Here is a 21,470-nt window from a genome sequence, read left to right as displayed (position 1 = left end):
TCACTTGGCGGAGTCGTTTCCATCCGTGTCGGAGGGGGACGATTCCTTCGCCGGAGCTGCGCCGTCGGGTGCCGCGGAACCAGCCTGGTTCCCTGTTTCCTGCGCGGCGGTGCCGGTCTTGGAATCACCGGCGGGCTTCTGTCCCTCGTCCTTCAGGCCAGGCGCTGCGGTGGACTGCTCCTTGGAATTGTCCAGGGTGCTCGACTCCGGGCCGTTCGAGTCGGAGCTGTCCTGCCCTACGGCAGGAGCGGCTGCAGGAGAATTGCCACCCAATGCGGTGACCTTCGACGAATTGATGGTCGGCGCCGAAGACTTCGGCACCATGACCGGACGTTCGGTTGCAGGGGTCGGCTGCGCCGGGCTTGCGGCCGGGGTTGGTGCCGGGGTGCTGAGCGGACGCGGGGCCTCGACGACGGACAGCGGCTGCCCGCCGTATTCGGCGATATTCCGGTCCAGCTCCTGGAGCATCTCCTCGGCTTCGGCGATGCGCTCGGCATCCTTGCTGTCCAGCGACTTGACCAGCCACTGGGCCAAGGCGAACTCGGCGGCCAGCGCGGCGCGGCGCATGATGTGCGGGTCGGTGGACTTGCCACGGGCCTCCACATAGGCGGCGAATACGCGCTCGCTGAAGTTCTGGTCCTCGATGGCTGACAGCCACGCGAAGTCATCGGCGGGATCCCCCACATGCAGGTCGGTCCAACCCTTGACCGCAGAAATGCGCGACTGGGAAATCTGTATCTGCTCTTCATCGAAATCGCCGTGCACTACCGCCGCGTTGAAGCGCCACAGTGCAACGTCTTCCATGGCGTGTTCCCAGCGGCGCAGCAGCCGGCTGGGGACCTTGCCGGTAGCGGCGGCTGTATCCAGCTCGTTGAGCTTGCGCTGGCGCACCTCGTCGGCGGTGTAGGTCGGAAGCCCCGCGATCTCTACAGACTCGTCCGGGATCTGGTGGATCGCCGCCATGCACTGGCCCAGGGCCGTCGCCAAGCGGCTTCCCTCGTCAACCAGTTCGTCCAGGCTCGGGACACGGCCCGGGAGATCCTTGTAGACGAAGGTGCGCAGCGAACCCTGGCGCACCGTGCCGGCAACGCTGGGCAGCGCGAACGGCAGGGTAGCGCGGACCTTCGCGGAGAAGGCGCGCAATGCCGACAGTTCGGCTTCAAGCCTCATGCTCGCTTCGTCATGGCGCGGCGAACGCACGCGCCAACGGTGCTTCTGTGCGTCGATGAGCAGAGCTGAATCGAAATCTTCTGCATCATCGGATAGCGCGGCAAAGCCCACCGGGGACAACCCGGGTACAGCAGCGGTGGCAATAGCGGCGAGTTCCATGGCAGAGCGTTTCACAATGTCCACCGTATGCGAGATTCCTTTCTGCATCGTTGAATGACGCACGGAAGATAGGCCGTTTCCCAGCGAAATTCGGGTGTTGCGATGAAGATCATTGTCAATTATTTCCACAGCGTATTGCTGCCGCGGTCCCCGCTGCTCGAAGTGCACTAGGTTAGAAGTATGGCGCTGGCAGACATTTACCGTTCACCGATTAGTGGTTTGAGCTTTTCCCGGTCACAGATTCAACGACCTTTGACCGAACAGGACGATCCGGAGAAGCTGCCCCGCGCGCTTGCCGAAGCATCAACCCGGGTCATGCTGCTTTCCGAAACCGGTGCCGCCGTCACCGGCGACGGGCTGCTGTTCCTCGACGGCCCCGACTATACCCCGCAGGCCCAGGACCGCCAGGTGTACCTCGGAACCCACGGAACGAGCACCTACGTGCTGGCCATCGTCCAGGCGGAGCACTACCCGCAGATTGAACGCGCGCAGTGGATTAGCCTGCGCGAGGCATTCACGGTCCTTGACGACATCGAGGCCGAGCTTTTCGTCGAATCCCAGGCCATCGCGAACTGGATCCGTACCGAGAAGTTCTGCCCCCGCTGCGGGTCGGAAACCCGGTCGGCCACCTTCGGCTGGGGGCAGCGCTGCATGGCGAACGACCATGAGCTGTTCCCGCGCACCGATCCGGCGGTCATCGCCGCAATCATCGACGCCGAGGACCGCATCCTGCTCGGGGCCAACGCGGCGTTTCGAACGCACATGTACTCGGTGCTGGCAGGTTTCGTGGAAGCCGGAGAGTCGCTGGAATCCGCGGTACGGCGTGAAATCTTCGAGGAATCCGGCGTCCAGGTGGGGGACGTGGCCTACCGCGGCTCCCAGCCCTGGCCGCTGCCGCGTTCGCTCATGCTCGGCTTCACCGGTGAAGCGCTGAGCACCGAACTGGTCCCGGACGGCGCTGAAATCCAGGACCTGCGCTGGTTCACCCGTGAACAGCTTGCCGCCGAGCTACGTGCCGGCAGCTTGCAGATTCCCCGCGGTGCGTCCATCGCCCATGCACTGATCAAGTCCTGGTACGGCGAGGACCTTCCGGAGGCATCCAAGTAGTGAGCTCGTACGACAACCCTCCACTGCACGACCTGCTGGCAGGCCTCGACGCCGAACAGCGGCAAGCCGCCGAAACCCTGCGCGGGCCGCTGTGCATCCTGGCTGGTGCCGGCACCGGAAAAACCCGGGCCATCACGCACCGCATCGCCCACGGCGTCCATTCGGGCATCTACAACCCGACTAGCGTGCTGGCCCTGACCTTCACCACGCGCGCCGCCTCGGAGATGCGCACCCGGCTGCGCCAGCTCGGGGCCGCCGGGGTCCAGGCACGCACTTTCCACGCCGCCGCGCTGCGCCAGCTGCAGTACTTCTGGCCCCAGTCCATCGGCGGAACGCTGCCGAACCTGGTGGAGCACAAGGCTCCGCTGATCGCCGAGGCCGCGCGCAGGTTGCGCATCTCCAGCGACCGGGCCATGGTGCGCGACCTGGCCGCCGAGGTTGAATGGGCCAAGGTGTCCATGCATTCCCCGGAAAGCTACGCCAAAATCGTTGAAAGCCGCGAAATGCCCAACGGCCTGGCCCCGGTAAGCATGGCCAGGATCTTCCAGACCTACGAGGAACTCAAGGACGACCGCAGCGTCATCGACTTCGAAGACGTGCTGCTGCTGACCAGCGCCATCCTTGAAGAAGACGAAAAAGTCGCGGCGAGCGTGCGCCTGCAATACCGCCACTTTGTGGTCGACGAGTACCAGGACGTCTCGCCGCTGCAGCAACGGCTGCTTGACCTGTGGCTCGGCGCGCGCGACGAGCTGTGCGTGGTCGGCGATGCCTCGCAGACCATCTACTCCTTCACCGGAGCGCGCCCGGACTACCTGCTGAACTTCGGCACCCGCTTCCCGGAAGCCAAGGTCGTCAAGCTCGTGCGCGACTACCGTTCCACCCCTGAAATCGTGTCCCTGGCCAACAAGGTGCTTGCCACCCGCCGCATCGAGACCGCGGTGCCCGACCGCACCGTCACCTGGCCGGAGCCGCTGGAACTCATTGCCCAGCGCGACCACGGGCCAGCCCCCGAGTTCTTCGAGGCCACCGACGACGAGAACGAAGCCGACGAGGTCGCCCAGCGGATCAAGATGCTGGTCAAGCAGGGCCAGGACATCTCAGAGATCGCGGTGCTCTACCGCACCAACGGGCAGTCGCAGGCCTTCGAGCAGGCGCTGACCGCCCACTCGATTCCGTACGTCATGCGCGGAGCCGAACGCTTCTTCTCACGCCGCGAGGTCAAGGAGGGAATGCTCGCCCTGCGCGCCGCGCTGAACGTCTCGCAGGGTGACGACGTGGCACAGCTGGTCCGCGACGTGCTTTCCTCCCACGGTTATTCAGCCAACGCGCCCAGCGGCGGCACCGGCGCCGTGCGGCAGCGCTGGGAATCCCTGTCGGCCCTGGTGCGCCTGGCCGATGAACTCGTCGAGGGCCGCAAGGCGCAGGGGGAGAAGGCGACCTTGCACGATGTGGTCCGGGAGCTCGAAGAACGGGCGGCGATCCAGCACGCACCGACCCTTGACGGCGTGACGCTTGCGTCCTTCCATGCCGCCAAGGGCCTGGAATGGGACGTGGTGTTCCTGGCCGGTCTGAGCGACGGACTGGTCCCGATCACCTATGCCAAGGACCAGGCCGGATACGACGAAGAGCGCCGGTTGCTGTATGTCGGCATCACCCGTGCACGGATCCGCTTGTACCTGTCCTGGTCGCTGGCCCGGACCCCCGGCGGCCGGGCCCACCGCTACCCGTCGAGGTTCCTGGACGGCATCAAGTCGGTCCGCCAGGCCAGCAGCCGGCAGCAGGCCCCGGTCAAGCGCCGCGAGCAGAAAGTGACCCCGGCGGTGTGCAGCACCTGCGGTTCATTCCTCACCAGCGCCAAGGAGCGCAAGCTCAAGCGCTGCTCCTCGTGCCCGGCCACCTACGACGAAGCCCTCTTCGAAGCGCTTCGGGCGTGGCGCTCGCAGGTCGCCAGCACGAACTCGGTTCCCGCCTTCGTGATCTTCACCGATGCGACGCTGATGGCGATCTCCGAGCACCGGCCGACCTCCGAGCAGGCGCTGGGCAAGATCTCCGGCGTGGGCCGCACCAAGCTGGAGCGCTACGGCCAGGCAGTGCTGGAAGTGCTCTCCGACCACCTCGGCTAGGCTCTGCACAGCCCGCGCCGGCGACGGCGCAGCCGTGATACCCGCAGCCTGTCCTGAACCGCAGTCCGGGGCCCGATTCCGGGCCCCGGTTTCCTGCCCCAGCTCTGAAGGGAACGCACCCATGCCAGCCTTGCCAAAAACCGTGGACTTCCTCGCCCCGGACGAGATTCCGGTGCGCATCGTGCGTTCGGCCAAACGACGGAGGACGATCTCGTCCCAGTGGAGGGAGGACCGTCTTGTCGTCCAGGTGCCTGCGGCGCTGGATGAACGCTCCGAACAGATGCTGGTCGATGAGATGGTCAAGAAATATCGCCGGAATCGTGTGCAGCGGGCCGAAGCCACCAGCGATGCGAGTCTCGAAGCCCGGGCTGAGCAGCTGGATCGGCGCTATTTCGGCGGCTTGGCCCAGCCCGTCTCGGTGCGCTGGGTAAACAACCAGAACAAGCGCTGGGGTTCGGCCAGCGTGTATCAAAAGACAATTCGGCTGTCCTCGAAGCTGCTGCACACCCCGCAGTGGGTGCAGGACTACGTGCTGGTGCACGAACTCGCGCACCTGATGGCGCCCAAGGACGGGCACGGGGCCAAGTTCCAGGCGCTGCTGGACAGGTTCGAGCGCCGCGCCGAGGCGGACCAGTTCCTGGCAGGATTCAGCGCAGGGTTCCGGGCACACGCAGCAGAAAACGGGCAGGGCGCAGCCGAGGCCGGGGGATTCGACGGCGACGAGGACGAATAGTCGTTCCCGCACGATCGCCCGTCGAATCCGGGGCTCACTAAAAAGAGTGCGGGCACCGAACCGGGAAGTTCGGTGCCCGCACCTGTCAGCTGGTGTCCGCCAGGCGGTTATGCCTTGGGATCCTGCGGATCTTCGTCGTTCTTGTCCTTCTCGTCCTTCGGCGCCTCGGCGAGCGGGTCGATGCCGTCGAATTCGCCGTCGAGCAGCTTGCCCAAGGCCACGTCGAACTCGTCGAATTCATCAGCTGCCTCTTCGCGGCGCTTGGTGAATCCGGCGGGATCGCTCAGGTCCGTCTGGGTAGGCATCAGGTCAGGATGGTCCCAGATCGCGTCGCGTCCTTCGATGCCGCGTTCCTCGAACAGGTGCTCCCACAAGGCGGCTGCCTCGCGCAGCTTGCGCGGGCGCAGCTCCAAGCCGACCAGTGCGGCGAACGTGGACTCTGCCGGGCCGCCCGAAGCGCGGCGGCGGCGCATGGTCTCGCGCAGGTGGCCTGCGAACGGCAGGTTCTGGGCCGCTTCGGAGACTACATGGTCGACCCAGCCTTCGATCAGGGCCAAGGTGAGCTCCAGGTTTTCCAGGGCCTTGTCCTGGGCCTGGGTTCGCTGCGGGGTGAACAGACCCTCGCCGAGCATGGACTGCAGGGCCTCGGGGTTCGACGGGTCGATGCCGCGAACGGCTTCTTCGATACGCGACATGTCGATGTGGATGCCGCGGGCGTAGGACTCCACTGCGCCGATGAGCTTGGAGCTCAGCCAGGGCACGCGGTTGAACAACCGGGCGTGGGCGCTTTCGCGCAGCACTGCGTAGAGCAGCACTTCCTGCTCTGGAATTTCCAAGCCGTCGCCGAACGCGGCGACATTGGTTGCCACGATGCCCGGGGTGGTGCCGGCCAGCGGCAGGCCGATATCGGTGCCGCCGAGCACGTCCTTGGCCAGCTCGCCCAGAGCGGAGCCGAGCTGCATGCCGAACATGCTGGCGCCGAGGTTGCGGAACATGCCGTCGGCGTTGCCGAGCATGCCCTTCATCTCCTCGGGGATCTGGTCCTTCATGGCGCTGGTGATCGCCTGCGCCACGGATTCCGCCACCGGCTCGGTGATCTTCTTCCAGGTGCCCAGCGTCTTGTCGTACCAGCGCTTGCGGGTCCAGGACTCGATCGGGGCGGAACCCGTCTCGAAGGCGGTGGCGTTGTTCAGCCAGAGGTCTGCCAAGTAGGAGGCATCGGTGATCGCGCTCTGGCGTGCGACCGACACCTCGGGGTCGTCGCTGGCATAGGCCTGCAGGGCAGTGTCCGAGGCGAGTTTCCAGTTCACCGGACCGGATGAGGCATTGCTGCTCATCATGGCTGACATCATGGCTTGCGCCTGCTGCATCATTTTCTGCATTGCCGCAGGGTCGCCCTGGGCTCCCAGCGCGTCCCTCAACTGAGGTGGAAGATTGTTTGGGTCGAATCCGCTGCCGAAGAGCTGACCAAACATCGCAGAGAACGGATCCTGCGGGTTGTTTTCGTCGTCGTTACCGTCGGGGCGGTTGTTCGGGGGGTTCTGTGCCATGTACTTAAAGCTACCGCCTGCGGCTGGGAGTTCGCAGTCGGAACGGCCCCAGTTCGCTTTCGGCACATAGATTATGCACGCTTCCTCATGAATTTCACAGCATCGCTTCAGTAGGGTTAACAGTAGCCTTGCCATTCTTGGCATTGCTGCATCAAACTTCGGTCAGGAGCAGGGTACGTGTACGAACAGGAACCAGTCATTTCAGCCAGCGACCCGGCTCCCACCGGCGCGCCTGGCAAGGGTTCCCCGGGAGTGCGACGCACCAGCGCCGGAATGGTAGCCCTGCTGCTCATCGGCGTGATGATGTTCCTGCCCACGAACTTCGTGATCCGCTCGCCGGGGCCGGTGCTCAACACCCTTGGCGAAGTCGACGGCACCGAACTGATCACCATCGAGGGCGCCAAGTCCTATGAGTCCGAAAGCACACTGGACATGCTCACGGTGTTCGTCCAGGGCGGCGGCACCAACCGGGTGACCATCCCGGTGGTGCTTGAGGCGCTGTTCAACCCGACGAAAGACATCGCCCCCGAGGAAACCGTCATCCCGCGCGGCGTGACTACCGATGAGCAGTCTGAGCAGAACGACATGCAGATGGTTTCCTCGCAGGACCAGTCGGTGGCCGCTGCGCTGACCGAGCTGGGCTACGACTTCAAGACGTGGCTGGATGTTGCAGGCTTCGCCACCGAGACGAACCAGTCGGTCCTCAAGGAAGGGGACCGGCTGCTGAAGTTCGAGGGCAAGGACATCACGTCGCTTGAGCAGCTGAAGGCTGACCTGGACAAGCACGGCGAGGCGCCGGCGACGATGACCATCCAGCGCCCCGGCGGCAAGGACAATGCCAGGCAGATGGACGTTGAAGTTTCCACGACGCTGGGGGACACGGGCAACCGGCAGCTGGGCGTGCTGCTGAACACCACCCATGATTTCCCGATCGACGTGAAGTTCGGAGTCGAGAACATCGGCGGCCCCAGTGCCGGCATGATGTTCGCCTTGGCGATCATCGACCGGCTCACCGAGGGATCCCTGGCCGGGGACCACCATATTTCCGGAACGGGAAGCATCGACCAGGCCGGCAACGTCGGTCCCATCGGCGGCATCGCCCAGAAAATGGTCTCCGCCAAGAAAGAAGGGGCGACGGTGTTCCTGGCCCCGGCGGAGAACTGCTCGGAAGTCGTCGGGCGAGTTCCCGACGGCTTAGATGTTGTCAAGGTATCGACGTTGCACGAAGCTCGCGAAGTCCTTGAAAAGGTCGCCGGCGGCGCAGATCCGGCCAGCATGGCGACCTGCGAATAGATTTAGCTGCGCATCACGGGAAGAATGTGGTGTAGGCAGCAAGACTGGTGCGTATCGCTCGCACGTGGATTAGGTACATGAGTTCTGACGTGAAAGCAGCGTCTGGGACACAAGGTAAGGAATAAATAGTGTCATACGGATCGGATACACCGTCCGGGGGCCCACCGCGGCCCCGCCAACCGCAGCAACCGTCCAGGCCCTCGGGCAAGAAGGTGTCGCCGCTGACTCTGACCATCTTCGCGGTGGTCATCCTGGTCGCGGTGTTCGTTTTCCTGTCCAATTTCTACGCAGATATCCTGTGGTTCAATCAGCTGGGCTACTCCGAGGTCTATTGGACCGAACGCATCGCCAAGATGGTGATCTTCCTGATCGCCCTGCTCCTCATGGCCGTCCCGATGTGGTTCTCCATGCGCAGCGCCTACAAGCACCGTCCGGTGTACGCGCCGGACGGCGGGCGCGCAGACTCGATGTCGCGCTACCAGAGCCAGCTGGAGCCGGTGCGCCGTTTCCTGATGATCGGCATCCCGCTGGTGGTCGGCATCTTCGCCGCCGTGGCTGTCGCCGGCCAGTGGAAGACCATCCTGCTGTTCCTCAACCGCACCCCGTGGGGCAGCACCGATCCACAGTTCAACATGGATCTGTCCTTCTTCATGTTCTCGCTGCCGTTCATCGCGCTGCTCAACGGATTCCTGATCTCGGTAGTCCTGCTCAGCGGTGTGGCCGGTCTGCTGACCCACTACCTGTACGGCGGCATCCGCGTTGAGGAACGCGGCGGCATCACCATCGGCAAGGCCGCGCGTGTGCACACCGCGATCGTGGTGGCGGTCTTCCTGCTGCTGCAAGCCGTGAACTTCTGGATCGGGCAGTACGAAACCCTGACCGACCAGTCCGGCCGCGTGGCCGGTGCACTGTACCGCGACGTGCATGCGGTGATCCCGGCCCAGATGATCCTGGCGATCGTCGCCGTGCTGATTGCCATTACCTTCGTGATCGCCGCCATCACCGGCCGCTGGCGCCTGCCGCTGATCGGCACCGCCATGCTGGTGATCACCATGATCGTCGCCAGCGGCGTCTACCCGTACATGGTGCAGCAGTTCCAGGTCGTGCCTTCCCAGCGTGCGCTGGAAAGCCCGTACATCGAGCGCAACATCGAGATGACCCGACAGGCCTACGGCCTGGACGACATCGAGGTCACCCAGTACGACGCGACCGTTACCACCGAGAAGAACGCGCTGGCCGAGGAAACCGCGACCACCGCGAATATCCGCCTGCTGGATCCGAACCTGGTGTCCGCCGCCTTCGCGCAGCTGCAGCAGTTCCGCGGCTACTACACCTTCGCCGACACCCTGAACGTGGACCGCTACAAGGTCGACGGCAAAGTGGAGGACACCGTGATTGCGGCCCGCGAAGTGAACGTTTCGCCGACCGACACCTGGGTCAACCAGCACATCTCCTACACCCACGGCTACGGCCTGGTGGCCGCCTACGGCAACCGCGTCGCGGCCGGCGGCCGCCCGGACTTCATGCTCGGCGGCATCCCGACCAGCGGCACCCTGGCCAGCGACAAGGACTACGAGCCCCGCATCTACTTCGGCGAGAACTCGCCGCAGTACTCGATCGTCGGCGGCCCGGACGAGGGCTGGGACGACCGCGAGCTGGACCGCCCGAGCACCAGCGGCGACTCCCAAGACACCCGCTACACCTTCACCGGCGACGGCGGACCGAACGTGGGCAACATGTTCAATCGCATCGTCTACTCGCTGAAGTTCGCCTCTACCGACCTGTTGCTTTCGCAGGACGTTAACGCCGATTCGCAGATCCTCTACGACCGCGATCCGCGTGAGCGCGTCAGCAAGGTCGCACCGTACCTGACCTTGGATTCGAACGCCTACCCGGCGATCGTCGACGGTCGCGTGCAGTGGATCATCGACGGCTACACCACGTCGAACAACTTCCCGTACTCCCAGCAGCAGCAGCTGTCCTCCGCGGTCACGGATTCCCTGACCAACGCCCAGGACATCGATGCGCTCAACGGACGCGTGAACTACCTGCGCAACTCGGTCAAGGCCACGGTTGACGCCTACGACGGCTCGGTGAAGCTGTACGCCTGGGATGACGAGGATCCGCTGTTGAAGTCCTGGCAGAGCGTCTTCCCGAACACCATCAGCCCGATGTCGGACATGTCTGCGGAACTGATGGAGCATGTTCGCTATCCGGAGGACATGTTCAAGGTGCAGCGCGAGGTCCTTTCGACCTACCACGTTGACGATCCCGGAACCTTCTACGAGGCCAACGATGCCTGGGCCGTCCCGGACGACCCGACGACCGCGAACACAAAGGTCAAGCAGCCTCCGTTCTACATGTCGCTGAAGATGCCAACGCAGGACGAGGCATCGTTCTCGCTGACTTCGACGTTCATCCCGGCCAGCTCGGCCAGCGGCCAGCAGCGCAACGTGATGTTCGGCTTCCTCGCAGCCAATGCGGATGCTGGAACCAAGGCGGGCGTCAAGGCCGAGGACTATGGCAAGCTCAGGCTGCTGGAACTTCCGACGGACACGGCAGTGCCGGGTCCGGGCCAGGCCCAGCAGAACTTCGACACGAACACCAAGGTGACCCAGGAGCTCAACCTGCTTCGCCAGGGTGCCTCGGAAGTCAAGAACGGCAACCTGCTGTCGCTGCCTGTTGGCGGCGGTATCCTCTACGTGCAGCCGGTCTACGTTCAGTCCTCGGGTGCCACGAGTTACCCGACGCTGCGCAAGGTGCTGGTGGCCTTCGGTGACCAGGTCGGCTTCGCCGATACGCTTGCCGAAGCACTTGACCAGGTGTTCGGTGGCGACTCGGGCGCTGTGACCGGTGAAACCGGCGCCAAGCCTGGTGAGAAGCCGAGTGACGGCGACAATGGATCGAAGCCGACGCAGACCGACGCCCAGAAGCTCTCTGATGCTCTGAACGCCGCGAACGCTGCGATCAAGGCCGGACAAGAAGCCTTGGCCAAGAACGACTTCGCCGCCTACGGCAAGTCGCAGAAGGATCTGGAAGCCGCACTGCAGAAGGCCATCGAGGCCGATGCAGCTATCAACGGAACGCCGGAGAAATCCGAGACCCCGGCCCCGGAACAGGGCAGCGAACAGGGAACTGAATCGCCTGCCCCTACCGACGGGAACAACGGTTAATCCAGTTGGCACGAATGCCCGATTTGCGTTTCACTCCGCGATGATGCAATAATTGACTAGTCATCGCGGGGTGGAGCAGTTCGGTAGCTCGCCGGGCTCATAACCCGGAGGTCAGAGGTTCAAATCCTCTCCCCGCCACGAAAGCCAAAAAGACGGAAGCGTAAGCTTCCGTCTTTTTGCATTTCCGAGCGGTGGGTTCGCGCGATGCCCACGTCAAGGAGGCGGATTTTTCCGAGGTGCCGGTGGCCGTGCTCGGGGCGTTTCGCGCAGCTCAATACCAATGGAGCGCAGTCTTCCGGCCCGGTGCATCTCCAGGGCGGGCGGGTTAGGATCGGGTTCAATGCGGCTTCGGCTTTCAGTAGTCTGCGCAAGGTTCAGCAAATCAATCCATACCGCGAATCGCGCCCTGCTCATTTCCCACGTAAGACGCTGTTATCCGCCGAGCCATTGAGCGGCCGAGGCTAGCTGGAAGAACTCCGCAATGAATTCCATCCGGAATGCAGGGGAGTAGCGGTATCACTTACTGGCAGCGCACAAGCGCAGCCTTTGGCCGACTGCGCGCTACGGGGTGCGGAGGCGGCCGTGAGGCTCCCCGGCGCCGTTCTGCAGGGCGAAGGAGCAGCGTCAGGGGGTCGGAGGCGTAGGGGTGATCAGGCCCACCAGAGGAATGCGCCCCGACGTCCTGCTCACAGTTGCCCTGAGGCCTTTTCGAGGACTTCTGTCAACAGCGGCCCTTGCCATACGGTTTCGGTTGACTCGACTCATGGCCTCGCTCCGGTTGTTTTCCATGATGGACGGGAGGGACAGTGGCCGCCGGCGGCCGGGTCACTGGTTGTATCGCCGCACACTTTTCCGCCAGAATCTGCGACATCATATTGCCGGCGTGAGCCCGATGGACACCTGAAGGCTGTCGGGTGACGAAAGCCACCGTCGCTCGATTCGCGATTCGGTTTCCCTGTTGGTAATGTTGTATTTACCGACGCGGGGTGGAGCAGTTCGGTAGCTCGCCGGGCTCATAACCCGGAGGTCAGAGGTTCAAATCCTCTCCCCGCCACCAAGGCAAAAGACGGAAGCGAAAGCTTCCGTCTTTTTTCATTTCCGGGCTAGCGGTATCGAACCCGGCCGAAGTCGATGTCCTGGAATATTCCACAGGGGAGTGTCCTCCGAGTTGCATGGTGATGGACGACACGGGTCCCGGATTCGCGTAAATGGTTACGCATTGGTAATGTTGTATTTACCGACGCGGGGTGGAGCAGTTCGGTAGCTCGCCGGGCTCATAACCCGGAGGTCAGAGGTTCAAATCCTCTCCCCGCCACCAAGGCGAATGGAGATCCGAAAGGGTCTCCATTTTGTTTTCCCGGCAAAGTTCACCGGACACGTGCCGGCAGGGACGCACTGCGCCGGTTGGCTAAAACGGGAAAGGGGCTCGAGCCTGGCAAGACAATGAAAATGTCTTGCCAGGGCTCGAGCCCCTTTCCGGCGATCACGCCGGCAGGCGTCTAGCCTTCCAGCTGGCCCGTCTGCTTGGCCTTCAACGCTGCCAAGCGGGCCTCGACCTCGGTCTGCTCACCGAGATCCTCCAAGGACTCAAACTGTGCATCCAGGCTGGAGGACGCTAGCTCTGCCGCACCGCGGACCCGAGCCTCTTCGCGACGGACTTTTTCTTCGAAGCGGCCGATCTCGCTGGACGGATCCATGATGTTGACGGCCTTGACCGCCTCATTGACCTGGTTCTGGGCGTGAGCGGCCTTGGAACGGGCGACCAGCTCATCGCGCTTGCTGGAGAGCTCGGTACGCTTTTCCTTCATCTGGTTCAGGCCGGTCTTCAGCTTCTCGACGATTTCACGCTGGGAAGAGATCGTCGGCTCAGCAGTCTTCATCTCCGATTCAGACTGCATCTGGCGCTGGATGGCCACCTTGGCCAAGTTGTCGAACTTGGCCGCATCGGCGGCGTTTCCTGCGCTGCGGAACTCATCAGCCTTGTTGGAAGCAGCTAAGGCCTTGTTGCCCCAGTCTGCTGCGGCTTGCTGGTCTTCCTTGTAATCGTCTTCGATCATCCGCAGGTTGCCGATGGTCTGGGCAATCGCCTGTTCGGCTTCGGCGATGTTGTCGTTATAGTCCCGAACCATCTGATCCATCATCTTCTGGGGATCTTCTGCGGAATCAAGCAGTGCATTGATGTTGGCCTTCGCCAGCTGGGAGATACGTCCGAAGATTGACTGTTTGGTCATGGTTGCCTCGTCCTGTCTGATTGATGATTATGAAATCGGGTCGTGCACACTTTGAAAAACACTTGGCCGACGGGCTAGAAGCTGCCGCCGCTTCCGCCGAAGCCGCCGCCGTCCCCTCCGCCGAAGCCTCCGCCGCCTCCACCGAAGCCGCCGAAACCACCGCCACCGAACATGCCGCCGTCGCCGTTGTTGCCGCCGCCGTGGCCGCCGTGGAGGATCGAATCAATGAGGATTCCACCGAGCACGGCACCGCCGATGCCGTCGAACATTCCGCCGCGTCCGCGGCCACGGCCTCCGTAGCCGCCGCCGAAGACGTCCCCGCCGCCGAAACCGTTGACGTCCTGTTCAGCCATGCTTGCGGCCTGGTCGGCCAGCTGGATCGCGCGCTGTGCTGACGCAACTGCCGCGGACGGATTACGGTTGGCCTGCGAACGAGCGTCGTCGTAGGCGCGCTGCGCTTCGGAAAGCCGGGTGCGCGCCGAGGAGCGGACGCCGCCGCGGCGGGCACGAATGTAGTCCTCGGTGCCGTTGATCCGCGATTCGGCCGTATGCAGCAGGCTCTGCAGCTGCTCGCGTGCGGCTTGCTCCTGCTCTGCCTGGTTGCGCAGATTGGCCAGCGACGTCGCCAGCGGCTTGCTTGCCTGATCAAGCTGGGCAATGAGGGCCAGTGGGTTGTGCTTGCTATTTATCGACTGCTTGATGTTGTTCAAGGCGCTGAGCACGCCGGCAACGGGACCGGCCAAAGCAGGCTGGGAACCGTTGTTCACCAACGCCTGCGCCTGGGCTACATCCCGCGAGGCGAGCGCTACCGCGGATTCCAAATCCGATTCTGCCTGGCTTAGAGCCGTCGCCGACTTGTTGATGGCTTCGAGCAGGACTTCTGCCTGGTCCTGAGCTTCCTCGGCGTTCTGGATCAGCAGCGCGGCGTTCGCGCGGTCGCTGCCCAGCTGCTCGGAAGCCTGTTTCAGCGCCGAGGCGGCGAAGCTCAAACGGTCAGAGGCCTGCTTGGCATTGTCCAGGATTTGCGAAACCGCGGACTGGTCGTACTTGTCGGTGAGCTGTTCGAGGATCGCAACCCGGGCAGAGAGCTGCTGATTCAGCGGTTCCTGCTCGGCGGCAACTTCGGTGATCCGGGTTTCTGCGTTCTGCTCCAACTGGCGCAGTTTCTTGAAATCCTCGGCATGCTTCTGCAGCGTCTCATTGACCTGCCCGCAGCGATTGATAATTTCGCCGAGCCATGAACGCTGGTCTTGTTCGGTGTCCGGGATGTCGTCATCCAGCTGCTGCTGAAGACGGAACGATTCGGACAGGTGCTGCTTGGCTTGGGCCAGGTCCTGGGTGAACACCTCGATGGACTCTTTGCCGTATTGGGCTTCGGCGAATCCCAGCTCCTGTTCGGAGGAGCGGATTGAGTCATCTGCAGCGACGAGCAGCTGGTCAGCTTGCCGGCGCAGCTGATCCAGTGGAACCAGCTGCTGTTGCGGTACGCCGGAGGATCCGGGGCGCTGTCCTGTTGGTAGCTGCGCTGACTTCGACTTTCCGCGGCGGCTCAACACCATGAAGGCGACGACAGCGCCACCGGCGATGACGATCATGACCCAGAAGAAGCTGAAGCCGGAGGAAGAATTGGAAGAACCGCTTCCGGCGATGGCTCCGCTGTCGACATTCTCAATACCCGCAATGGCGCCCTCTGCAGCACCCAGCCAATCGTCGTCGCTCAAGGCAGGCAGAACGTCATTCGAGAAGATCTCTTGACGGTACTCGTTCACCGGGCTGTTGTTGGAACTACCCAGGAATGCTTGGCGTGACTCGGTGCCGACCACCAAGATGACATCGTTCGTGCCCATGTTCTTCTTGTTGAAGACTTCCTTAGCCCAGTCTTGGGGATTCTCTGGATTAGTGAACTCATCGACATAGATAGCGAATAGGCTGTAACCAGTGTCCTTGCGCAGCTGCGAAATCTGGTCTTCCAGCTGCGACACATCTGAACCAAGTACGTTTGAATTGTCAACAACGAAGTCGCCGGGAGGTATCGTGACCGGAGATTCCGCCATGGCCGGCGATGTCAAACCCACCGCGGCCACCGAGGCCAATAGTGCTCCGGCCACTATGCGCCGAGCTTTGCTACTCATGCTTTCCCCACCTGAACTGCTATGTCGAACTAAAACCAAGGGTGAAACCCCGATTTGGTAAATACAGGAAGCCGTATTCACACTTCGATTTGATTCTATTTGCCCCAGTGAAGCACGTCTACGACATTCCGCTTCCAGAATAGTTACTCACAGGGCGTGCTAAGTTTGCGCAGTTTCATGCCACAGAACGCAACGGAATAATCGAATTCAAGAGATCCTAGAGTCGAAAGAGACGGAACAATGAGCCAGAACCCGAACGAGCCACGCGACAACACTGCTGGTGGCTCTGCACACTCGGGAAGCAATCCCGATGTCAATGTGCCGGCATCGTCTGAGCCGACAGTCAACCTTCCCCGGGTCGGCCAGAACCCCCAGGGCACCGATCAGCCGACCGCCGCCTACCCGCGCTCCAACCACAGCGAGGACGCAACTTCGGAGTACCAGCACGCCGGGGCAGGAAGCTCATACAACTACTCGAATGCCTCGGAGAACACGTCGAGCGCCGCCTATGGTTCGGGGTACTCCGCCTCGGACTCGCAGCACGTGAACTACCCGGTGCCGCCTGAACGCAAGCCATCGGGCAAGAAGACCTTCGCCGGCACCACCCTGGTTTCCGGCATGGTCGCCGCGGCCCTGGTCGGCGGCCTGGCCGCTGCGGGAACGACCTACTTCCTCTCGGACACGGGAAGCGGCAACGGCACCACCACCCCAGCCCCGCAGGCGGGGGTCGTGATCAACAATCCCAACTCCGTCACCGAAGTCACTGCGGCAGCCGCCAAGGCCAGCCCCAGCGTGGTGACCATCGAAGTTTCCGGTGGCGGTTCCAGCGGATCGGGTTCGGGCATCATCCTGGACAATGAAGGCCACATCCTCACGAACACCCACGTGGTGACGCTGGGCGGCAAGGTGGCTGACCCCGACATTTCGGTGCAGACCAATGACGGACAGGTCTACAGCGCGAAGGTCGTCGGCACCGACCCGATGTCGGATCTGGCCGTGATCAAGATCGATGCCAGCAACCTGGTACCGGCAACCCTCGGTAGTTCCGCGGACCTGAACGTCGGCGACACCTCGGTGGCCATCGGCGCACCTCTGGGATTGAGCGGCACGGTGACCGACGGCATCATCTCGACACTGAACCGCACGATTTCCATCGCATCCTCGGCAGTGCCTGAGAACACCGCGCCTGAAAGCAACGGCGACAACGGAAGCCAATTCAACTTCCAGTTCCCCGGCGAAGAACAGCAGCAGCGCTCGGCCGGCACCATCTACGTCAACGTCATCCAGACCGACGCGGCCATCAACCACGGCAACTCGGGTGGTGCGCTGGTCAACTCCAAGGGCGAAATCATCGGCGTCAATGTCGCCATCGCCTCGGCCGGCGGCACCGAGGACTCCGGTTCCATCGGCGTGGGCTTCGCCATCCCGATCGATTACGCCAAGCGCATCGCGAACGACCTGATCGCTAACGGCACCGCCACCCACGGTTTGCTGGGGGCCACCGTCCAGGCTACGGCAGGAGCCAAGGATTCATCCGGCGCCGCGACCACCTCCTTTTCGGTAGGCGCGACCATCGTCGATGTCACCAAGGGTTCGGCTGCGGACAAGGCCGGGCTGAAGTCCGGGGACGTGATCACCTCGGTCAACGGCCGAGCGGTCCGCGACTCGCAGACCGTCACGGCAGCGGTCCGCGAGGTGCCGGCCGGTGGCGAAGCGAAGATCACGTACCTGCGCAACGGGCAGGAGAATACCGCAACGGCCACTGTGGGTTCGTTGAGCAGCAACTAAATATGACTCCAAGAGTCGTCATATTGTCATTGTGAGACACGTGACGCGGTCTGGTGATTAACCAACCGCGTCACGTGTTGTTCTCTGAGCGATAAACGGCAACGGGGTGACCGTTGGTGGATACGATAGAGGCAGATGAAAACTTCCGGCGCCAGATGCCCTGCGCGGCCGGATTCCTTATACTTCGAGGAAGGCGCGAATGAGCGACGCGAGCACTACGCCACTGACCATCGTGGTCTTGGTCAAACATGTCCCAGATGTCCAGTTTGACCGGCATATCGACCAGGAATCCCTGCGGCTGGACCGGTCCGAGTCGGTTCTTTCGGAACTGGACGAGTACGCCGTCGAGGCGGCGCTGGCCCTCGTAGAGGACAACGGAGGGTTCGCGGCGGGTCACCAGGTCATCGCGGCGACCATGGGAGCAGGCAGCTCGGTGAATTCGGTCAAGAAGGCGCTGCAGATGGGCGCCTCCTCGGGGCTCCACCTGAATGACGCAGCGCTCGCCGGTTCGGACGCCGTGGCTACCTCCAAAGCCCTGGCGGCATTGGTGCGCCACGTGCCCAATGTGGATCTCGTGGTCACCGGCATGGCATCCACCGACGCCGAAACCTCGGTGGTTCCGGCGCAGCTCGCCGAACTGCTCGGCTTCGCCCAGCTGACCCATGCCGCCTCGGTGGCCTTCGATGCCTCGGCCCGCGAGCTGACCGTCGACCGCGAGCACCTGAATCAGCGTGTGACCCTCAAGGCAGGCCTTCCTGCCGTACTGTCGGTCACCGATCAGGCCAACGACCCGCGCTACCCGAACTTCAAGGGCATCATGGCCGCGAAGAAGAAAAGCATCGAGGAAGTCGATTTGGCCGGTATCGGCCTGGCTGCGCAGGAAGTCGGGGCTGAGGGCTCCACCACCTCGGTGCTGGCCGCCGAGCAGCGCCCTGCCCGGCCAGCCGGCACCATCATCCATGACAGCGGCGACGCAGGCATTGCCCTGGTCGACTTCCTGGCCGCACAGAAGCTGATCTAAGGACCTATTGAACATGTCTTCTGCACTTGTATTTTTCACCGACCTCAGCGCCGCACCCGGCAAGGCGCAGCGCGAGCTGCTGACCTTGGCCTCGCGCTTCGGGACCGCTGTGGTGGCCGCCGCCACCGAGATTTCCGCCGAGGCCCGCGAGGCCATCGCGGGCTACGGCATCGGCACCGCCTTGCAGGCCGCCAATCCGGGGCGGGGATTCGGCGAGCATGAGCTGGCAGTGCTGGATGCCGCACTGCAGCACACCGATGCGGACCTGGTGCTGCTGGGCAACGACAGCTTCAGCCGCGAACTCGGCGCACGCATCGCGGTACGCCGCAATGCCGCCATCGTCACCGACGTGATCGACGTATCCGCCGAACTGATCGCCACCAAGGATGAGCTCGCCGGAAGCTACACCGCCAGCGCGAAGTCCACCACCGGCGTGCTGATCGCCGCCGTCAAGCCCAACAGCATTGAGGACGCACCGGCAGGCTCCGCAGGCACCGTGCAGGTCACGGATCTGGTCCTCGGCGACGCGGCAGCGCCGAAGGTGAGCATCGTGGCCGTGGAGGAGAAGGTCGCCTCGGAACGTCCGTCGCTGAGCGAAGCCCGCGTGGTGGTTGCCGGCGGGCGCGGCGTCGACGGCGACTTCGGTCCCCTGGAAGACCTTGCCGACGCGCTGGGCGCCGCCATCGGCGCTTCGCGCGCCGCGACCGACGCCGGGTGGATTTCCCATGACGCGCAGGTGGGCCAGACGGGCGTCACCGTGTCGCCGCAGCTGTATATCTCTGCCGGAATCTCCGGGGCGATCCAGCAGAAGGCCGGAATGCAGACCAGCAAGTACATCATCGCAGTGAACAAGGACGTCGACGCGCCGGTCTTCGACATCGCGGATCTGGGGATCGTCGGGGATCTGGCCAAGGTGCTGCCGCAGGCCGCCGCGGAGATCAGGCGCCGCCGAGCATGATCGATACAACCCAATTCATCACTGCCCAAACCGAACGGGTTCTGGCCTTCGCCGCCCACCCGGACGACCTGGACTTCGGTGCGGCCGGAACCATCGCCGCGCTCACTGCGGCCGGTGTCGAGGTGCAGTACTGCATCATGACCGACGGGGACGCCGGCGGATTCGACGAACGCGACCCGCAGGAGACCGCGCGCCTGCGCCACCTGGAGCAGACCGTGGCAGCCTCGAAGGTCGGCGTGAGCACCGTGCACTTCCTCGGTGAGCGCGACGGCTTTCTGGAGCCCACCCATGAGGTCATCCGCAAGGTGGTGCGCCTGATCCGCCAGTTGCGCCCCACCATCGTGATGGCCATGCACCCCGAACGCAACTGGGACCGCATCCAGCGCTCGCATCCGGATCACCTGGCCTGCGGCGAAGCGGTCACCCGGGCGATCTACCCGGCTGTGGAGAACCCCTTCGCCTACCCGGAACTGGTGAGCGACGAGGGCCTGAACGCGTACAAGGTGCCTTGGCTGTGGCTCTACGGGGCTCCGCGCGAGAGGGAAAACGGTTTCGTGGACATCACGAAGTTCTTCGAGCAGAAGATGGATGCGCTGCGGGCTCATTTCACCCAGCACCCCGACGTCGCCTCCATGGAACGCTTCGTGGAGCACCAGTGCCGGACGAATGCCGAACGCGGGGGGCTGCCAGCCGAAGCGCTGGCCGAATCCTTCCACCTGGTCGCCGTGAACGCGGACGACACGATTTCGGGCTTCTAGCGCCGGAGAATATCACAGCACAAAACGCGAGGCGCGTTCCCGAAAGGGAACGCGCCTCGCGTTTTGCGGTCTTGGACGGCGTCTAGTCGTCCGCGCCCGGGGCGTTGGCGCCGCCGGCGCCGTTGTCCTGGGCGTCCGGAACCTCGGAGGCGGCCGGATCCAGCGGCAGGTCCACCGAAGCCTCGGTGTCCTCCGACGGAGCCGAAGGAATCGAGGATCCTTCGACGGTGATGTGGATGGCCAGGACATCGCTGGCCGGGGTCAATCCCGCATCGACGTCGTCTCCGGTGGACGAGGCGACAACGGAAACACCGGTTTCCTCATGGACGGCCCACACGACATACTGCTGGCCGTCGGCAAGACCCGGCAGGCTGGTCAGTTCCACGCCGATGGCGTCTTCCGATTCGGAGGAGCTGAGGACGGCCTGGCCGCCGTTCTTGAGCTGGATGGTCTGCGTCACCGCGTCGTCGGCCTTCGCAGCCTTGGACGCCTTGGGGCCGCCGTTGAGCAGCGAGAAGACCACGAGAGCGAGAACCGCAACGATCACGACGCCGACAACACCGAGGATCCAGCGCTTCGGCTTGGAGCTCCTCTCGGCGCGTGAACTGCTGGCCACTTGGTCAACCAGGTCTAGACCCAGGTCGTCGTCCTGGGGCTCGTCGCGGTGCTGGGAATGGCTACCGTTCATTGTCTTGGTTTCTCCCGGGGTTGTGGTCAAAGTTCAATACCTGCTGATCCGCAGGCACATATCGAGCCTACTTTATAAAGATTGGGTAAACCTGTATACGTGGCCGTACTTCGCTGGTACTTTATGCTCCGGCAAAGCCGTGCTGGCGCCACGCCTCGAAGGCCACGATGGACGCAGCATTAGCCAGATTCAGCGAGCGGCGGCCCGGGAGCATGGGAAGCTTGACCAGGTCGGTGACGCGGGGATGCTTCTTGTCCTCGGCGCTCAGGCCCACCGATTCCTTGCCGAAGAGCAGGATGTCGCTCGGCTCGTAGCTGATATCGCTGTAGATGGTCTGGCCTTCGGAGGTGTAGGCGAAGACCCTGCCTTCCCCGAGAGCTTCGAAGGCGGCCTCGAGATTTTCGTGCACGGTCACGAACGCCAGATCGTGGTAGTCCAGGCCGGCGCGACGCAGGTTCGCGTCCTCGAAGTTGAATCCTAGGGGTTTGACCAGATGCAGTTCTGCACCGGTGATGGCAGATAGTCGGATGGCATTGCCCGAGTTGCCGGGAATTTCTGGGGCATTGAAAACGATACGAAACACACT

15 protein-coding genes and 3 tRNA genes are annotated in these 21,470 nt (G+C 63.4%); 12 read left to right on the top strand and 6 right to left on the bottom strand.

Annotated features, from left to right (window positions below; translation table 11 throughout):
- Positions 1-1,353, bottom strand: a complete 1,353-nt coding sequence (locus tag ACTX90_RS11450) for a phosphotransferase (RefSeq protein WP_443442100.1) — start codon at positions 1,351-1,353, stop codon at positions 1-3.
- 228 nt (positions 1,354-1,581) lie between these two features.
- Between ACTX90_RS11450 and nudC the strand changes: the two genes are divergently transcribed.
- From nudC to ACTX90_RS11435, 3 genes are all read left to right on the top strand, one after another.
- Complete coding sequence (nudC, locus tag ACTX90_RS11445) at positions 1,582-2,436, top strand: NAD(+) diphosphatase (RefSeq protein WP_052772419.1); 855 nt, start codon at positions 1,582-1,584, stop codon at positions 2,434-2,436.
- A complete protein-coding gene (locus ACTX90_RS11440; protein WP_047119536.1) occupies positions 2,436-4,559 on the top strand; it encodes an ATP-dependent DNA helicase UvrD2 in 2,124 nt (707 codons plus the stop codon). The genes nudC and ACTX90_RS11440 overlap by 1 nt, the downstream gene beginning before the upstream one ends.
- Positions 4,560-4,680: 121 nt before the next feature.
- A complete protein-coding gene (locus tag ACTX90_RS11435; RefSeq protein ID WP_443442099.1) occupies positions 4,681-5,292 on the top strand; it encodes a M48 metallopeptidase family protein in 612 nt (203 codons plus the stop codon).
- A 107-nt stretch (positions 5,293-5,399) separates the two neighbouring features.
- Here ACTX90_RS11435 and ACTX90_RS11430 read toward each other — a convergent pair whose 3' ends face one another.
- The gene (locus ACTX90_RS11430; protein ID WP_047119534.1) at positions 5,400-6,842 is read right to left on the bottom strand and encodes a zinc-dependent metalloprotease; all 1,443 of its coding nucleotides are present in this window, start codon (positions 6,840-6,842) and stop codon (positions 5,400-5,402) included.
- 177 nt (positions 6,843-7,019) lie between these two features.
- Between ACTX90_RS11430 and ACTX90_RS11425 the strand changes: the two genes are divergently transcribed.
- From ACTX90_RS11425 to ACTX90_RS11405, 5 genes are all read left to right on the top strand, one after another.
- On the top strand, positions 7,020-8,135 hold the full coding sequence (locus ACTX90_RS11425) for a YlbL family protein (protein WP_120989207.1): 1,116 nt from the start codon (positions 7,020-7,022) through the stop codon (positions 8,133-8,135).
- A 128-nt stretch (positions 8,136-8,263) separates the two neighbouring features.
- Positions 8,264-11,308 carry a UPF0182 family membrane protein gene (locus ACTX90_RS11420; RefSeq protein WP_120989208.1) on the top strand — a complete coding sequence of 1,015 codons (3,045 nt, stop codon included), beginning with the start codon at positions 8,264-8,266 and terminating at the stop codon, positions 11,306-11,308.
- 64 nt (positions 11,309-11,372) lie between these two features.
- A tRNA-Met gene (locus tag ACTX90_RS11415) sits at positions 11,373-11,446 on the top strand.
- 842 nt (positions 11,447-12,288) lie between these two features.
- Positions 12,289-12,365, top strand: a tRNA-Met gene (locus tag ACTX90_RS11410).
- A 184-nt stretch (positions 12,366-12,549) separates the two neighbouring features.
- Positions 12,550-12,626: transfer RNA gene (locus tag ACTX90_RS11405), tRNA-Met, on the top strand.
- A gap of 181 nt (positions 12,627-12,807) precedes the next feature.
- Here ACTX90_RS11405 and ACTX90_RS11400 read toward each other — a convergent pair.
- Complete coding sequence (locus tag ACTX90_RS11400; RefSeq protein ID WP_047119532.1) at positions 12,808-13,539, bottom strand: PspA/IM30 family protein; 732 nt, start codon at positions 13,537-13,539, stop codon at positions 12,808-12,810.
- 74 nt (positions 13,540-13,613) lie between these two features.
- A complete protein-coding gene (locus ACTX90_RS11395) occupies positions 13,614-15,671 on the bottom strand; it encodes a TPM domain-containing protein (protein ID WP_443442098.1) in 2,058 nt (685 codons plus the stop codon).
- Between the two features lie 240 nt (positions 15,672-15,911).
- Here ACTX90_RS11395 and ACTX90_RS11390 point away from each other — a divergent pair, with 240 nt between their 5' ends.
- From ACTX90_RS11390 to ACTX90_RS11375, 4 genes are all read left to right on the top strand, one after another.
- A complete protein-coding gene (locus ACTX90_RS11390) occupies positions 15,912-17,459 on the top strand; it encodes a S1C family serine protease (RefSeq protein WP_047119530.1) in 1,548 nt (515 codons plus the stop codon).
- A 199-nt stretch (positions 17,460-17,658) separates the two neighbouring features.
- Positions 17,659-18,480 (top strand): electron transfer flavoprotein subunit beta/FixA family protein, encoded by an 822-nt coding sequence (locus tag ACTX90_RS11385; RefSeq protein WP_113606484.1) that lies wholly within the window; start codon positions 17,659-17,661, stop codon positions 18,478-18,480.
- A 13-nt stretch (positions 18,481-18,493) separates the two neighbouring features.
- Positions 18,494-19,438: an electron transfer flavoprotein subunit alpha/FixB family protein gene (locus ACTX90_RS11380; RefSeq protein WP_047119529.1), complete on the top strand. Its 945-nt coding sequence runs from the start codon at positions 18,494-18,496 to the stop codon at positions 19,436-19,438.
- Positions 19,435-20,196 carry a PIG-L deacetylase family protein gene (locus tag ACTX90_RS11375; protein WP_443442097.1) on the top strand — a complete coding sequence of 254 codons (762 nt, stop codon included), beginning with the start codon at positions 19,435-19,437 and terminating at the stop codon, positions 20,194-20,196. The genes ACTX90_RS11380 and ACTX90_RS11375 overlap by 4 nt, the downstream gene beginning before the upstream one ends.
- An 82-nt stretch (positions 20,197-20,278) precedes the next feature.
- Here the strand turns inward: ACTX90_RS11375 and ACTX90_RS11370 are convergent, their stop codons facing one another.
- Complete coding sequence (locus ACTX90_RS11370) at positions 20,279-20,884, bottom strand: anti-sigma factor domain-containing protein (protein WP_113606482.1); 606 nt, start codon at positions 20,882-20,884, stop codon at positions 20,279-20,281.
- A 121-nt stretch (positions 20,885-21,005) separates the two neighbouring features.
- Complete coding sequence (locus tag ACTX90_RS11365) at positions 21,006-21,467, bottom strand: tRNA (cytidine(34)-2'-O)-methyltransferase (protein ID WP_047119526.1); 462 nt, start codon at positions 21,465-21,467, stop codon at positions 21,006-21,008.
- Positions 21,468-21,470: the final 3 nt, after the last annotated feature.

It is taken from the genome of Glutamicibacter soli (genome assembly GCF_052322135.1).
In the GTDB taxonomy this organism is placed as follows: domain Bacteria; phylum Actinomycetota; class Actinomycetes; order Actinomycetales; family Micrococcaceae; genus Glutamicibacter; species Glutamicibacter soli.
The sequence above is the reverse complement of the archived record's forward strand: the minus strand, read 5'-3'. Positions and strand labels throughout refer to the sequence as shown.

Bases quoted from the DNA above. Each gene is read 5' to 3' on its own strand.
- ACTX90_RS11395 (WP_443442098.1), bottom strand. From the start codon at position 15,671: ATGAGTAGCAAAGCTCGGCGCATAGTGGCCGGAGCACTATTGGCCTCG.
- ACTX90_RS11430 (WP_047119534.1), bottom strand. From the start codon at position 6,842: ATGGCACAGAACCCCCCGAACAACCGCCCCGACGGTAACGACGACGAA.
- ACTX90_RS11435 (WP_443442099.1), top strand. From the start codon at position 4,681: ATGCCAGCCTTGCCAAAAACCGTGGACTTCCTCGCCCCGGACGAGATT.
- ACTX90_RS11385 (WP_113606484.1), top strand. From the start codon at position 17,659: ATGAGCGACGCGAGCACTACGCCACTGACCATCGTGGTCTTGGTCAAA.
- ACTX90_RS11390 (WP_047119530.1), top strand. From the start codon at position 15,912: ATGAGCCAGAACCCGAACGAGCCACGCGACAACACTGCTGGTGGCTCT.
- ACTX90_RS11400 (WP_047119532.1), bottom strand. From the start codon at position 13,539: ATGACCAAACAGTCAATCTTCGGACGTATCTCCCAGCTGGCGAAGGCC.
- ACTX90_RS11370 (WP_113606482.1), bottom strand. From the start codon at position 20,884: ATGAACGGTAGCCATTCCCAGCACCGCGACGAGCCCCAGGACGACGAC.
- ACTX90_RS11380 (WP_047119529.1), top strand. From the start codon at position 18,494: ATGTCTTCTGCACTTGTATTTTTCACCGACCTCAGCGCCGCACCCGGC.
- ACTX90_RS11375 (WP_443442097.1), top strand. From the start codon at position 19,435: ATGATCGATACAACCCAATTCATCACTGCCCAAACCGAACGGGTTCTG.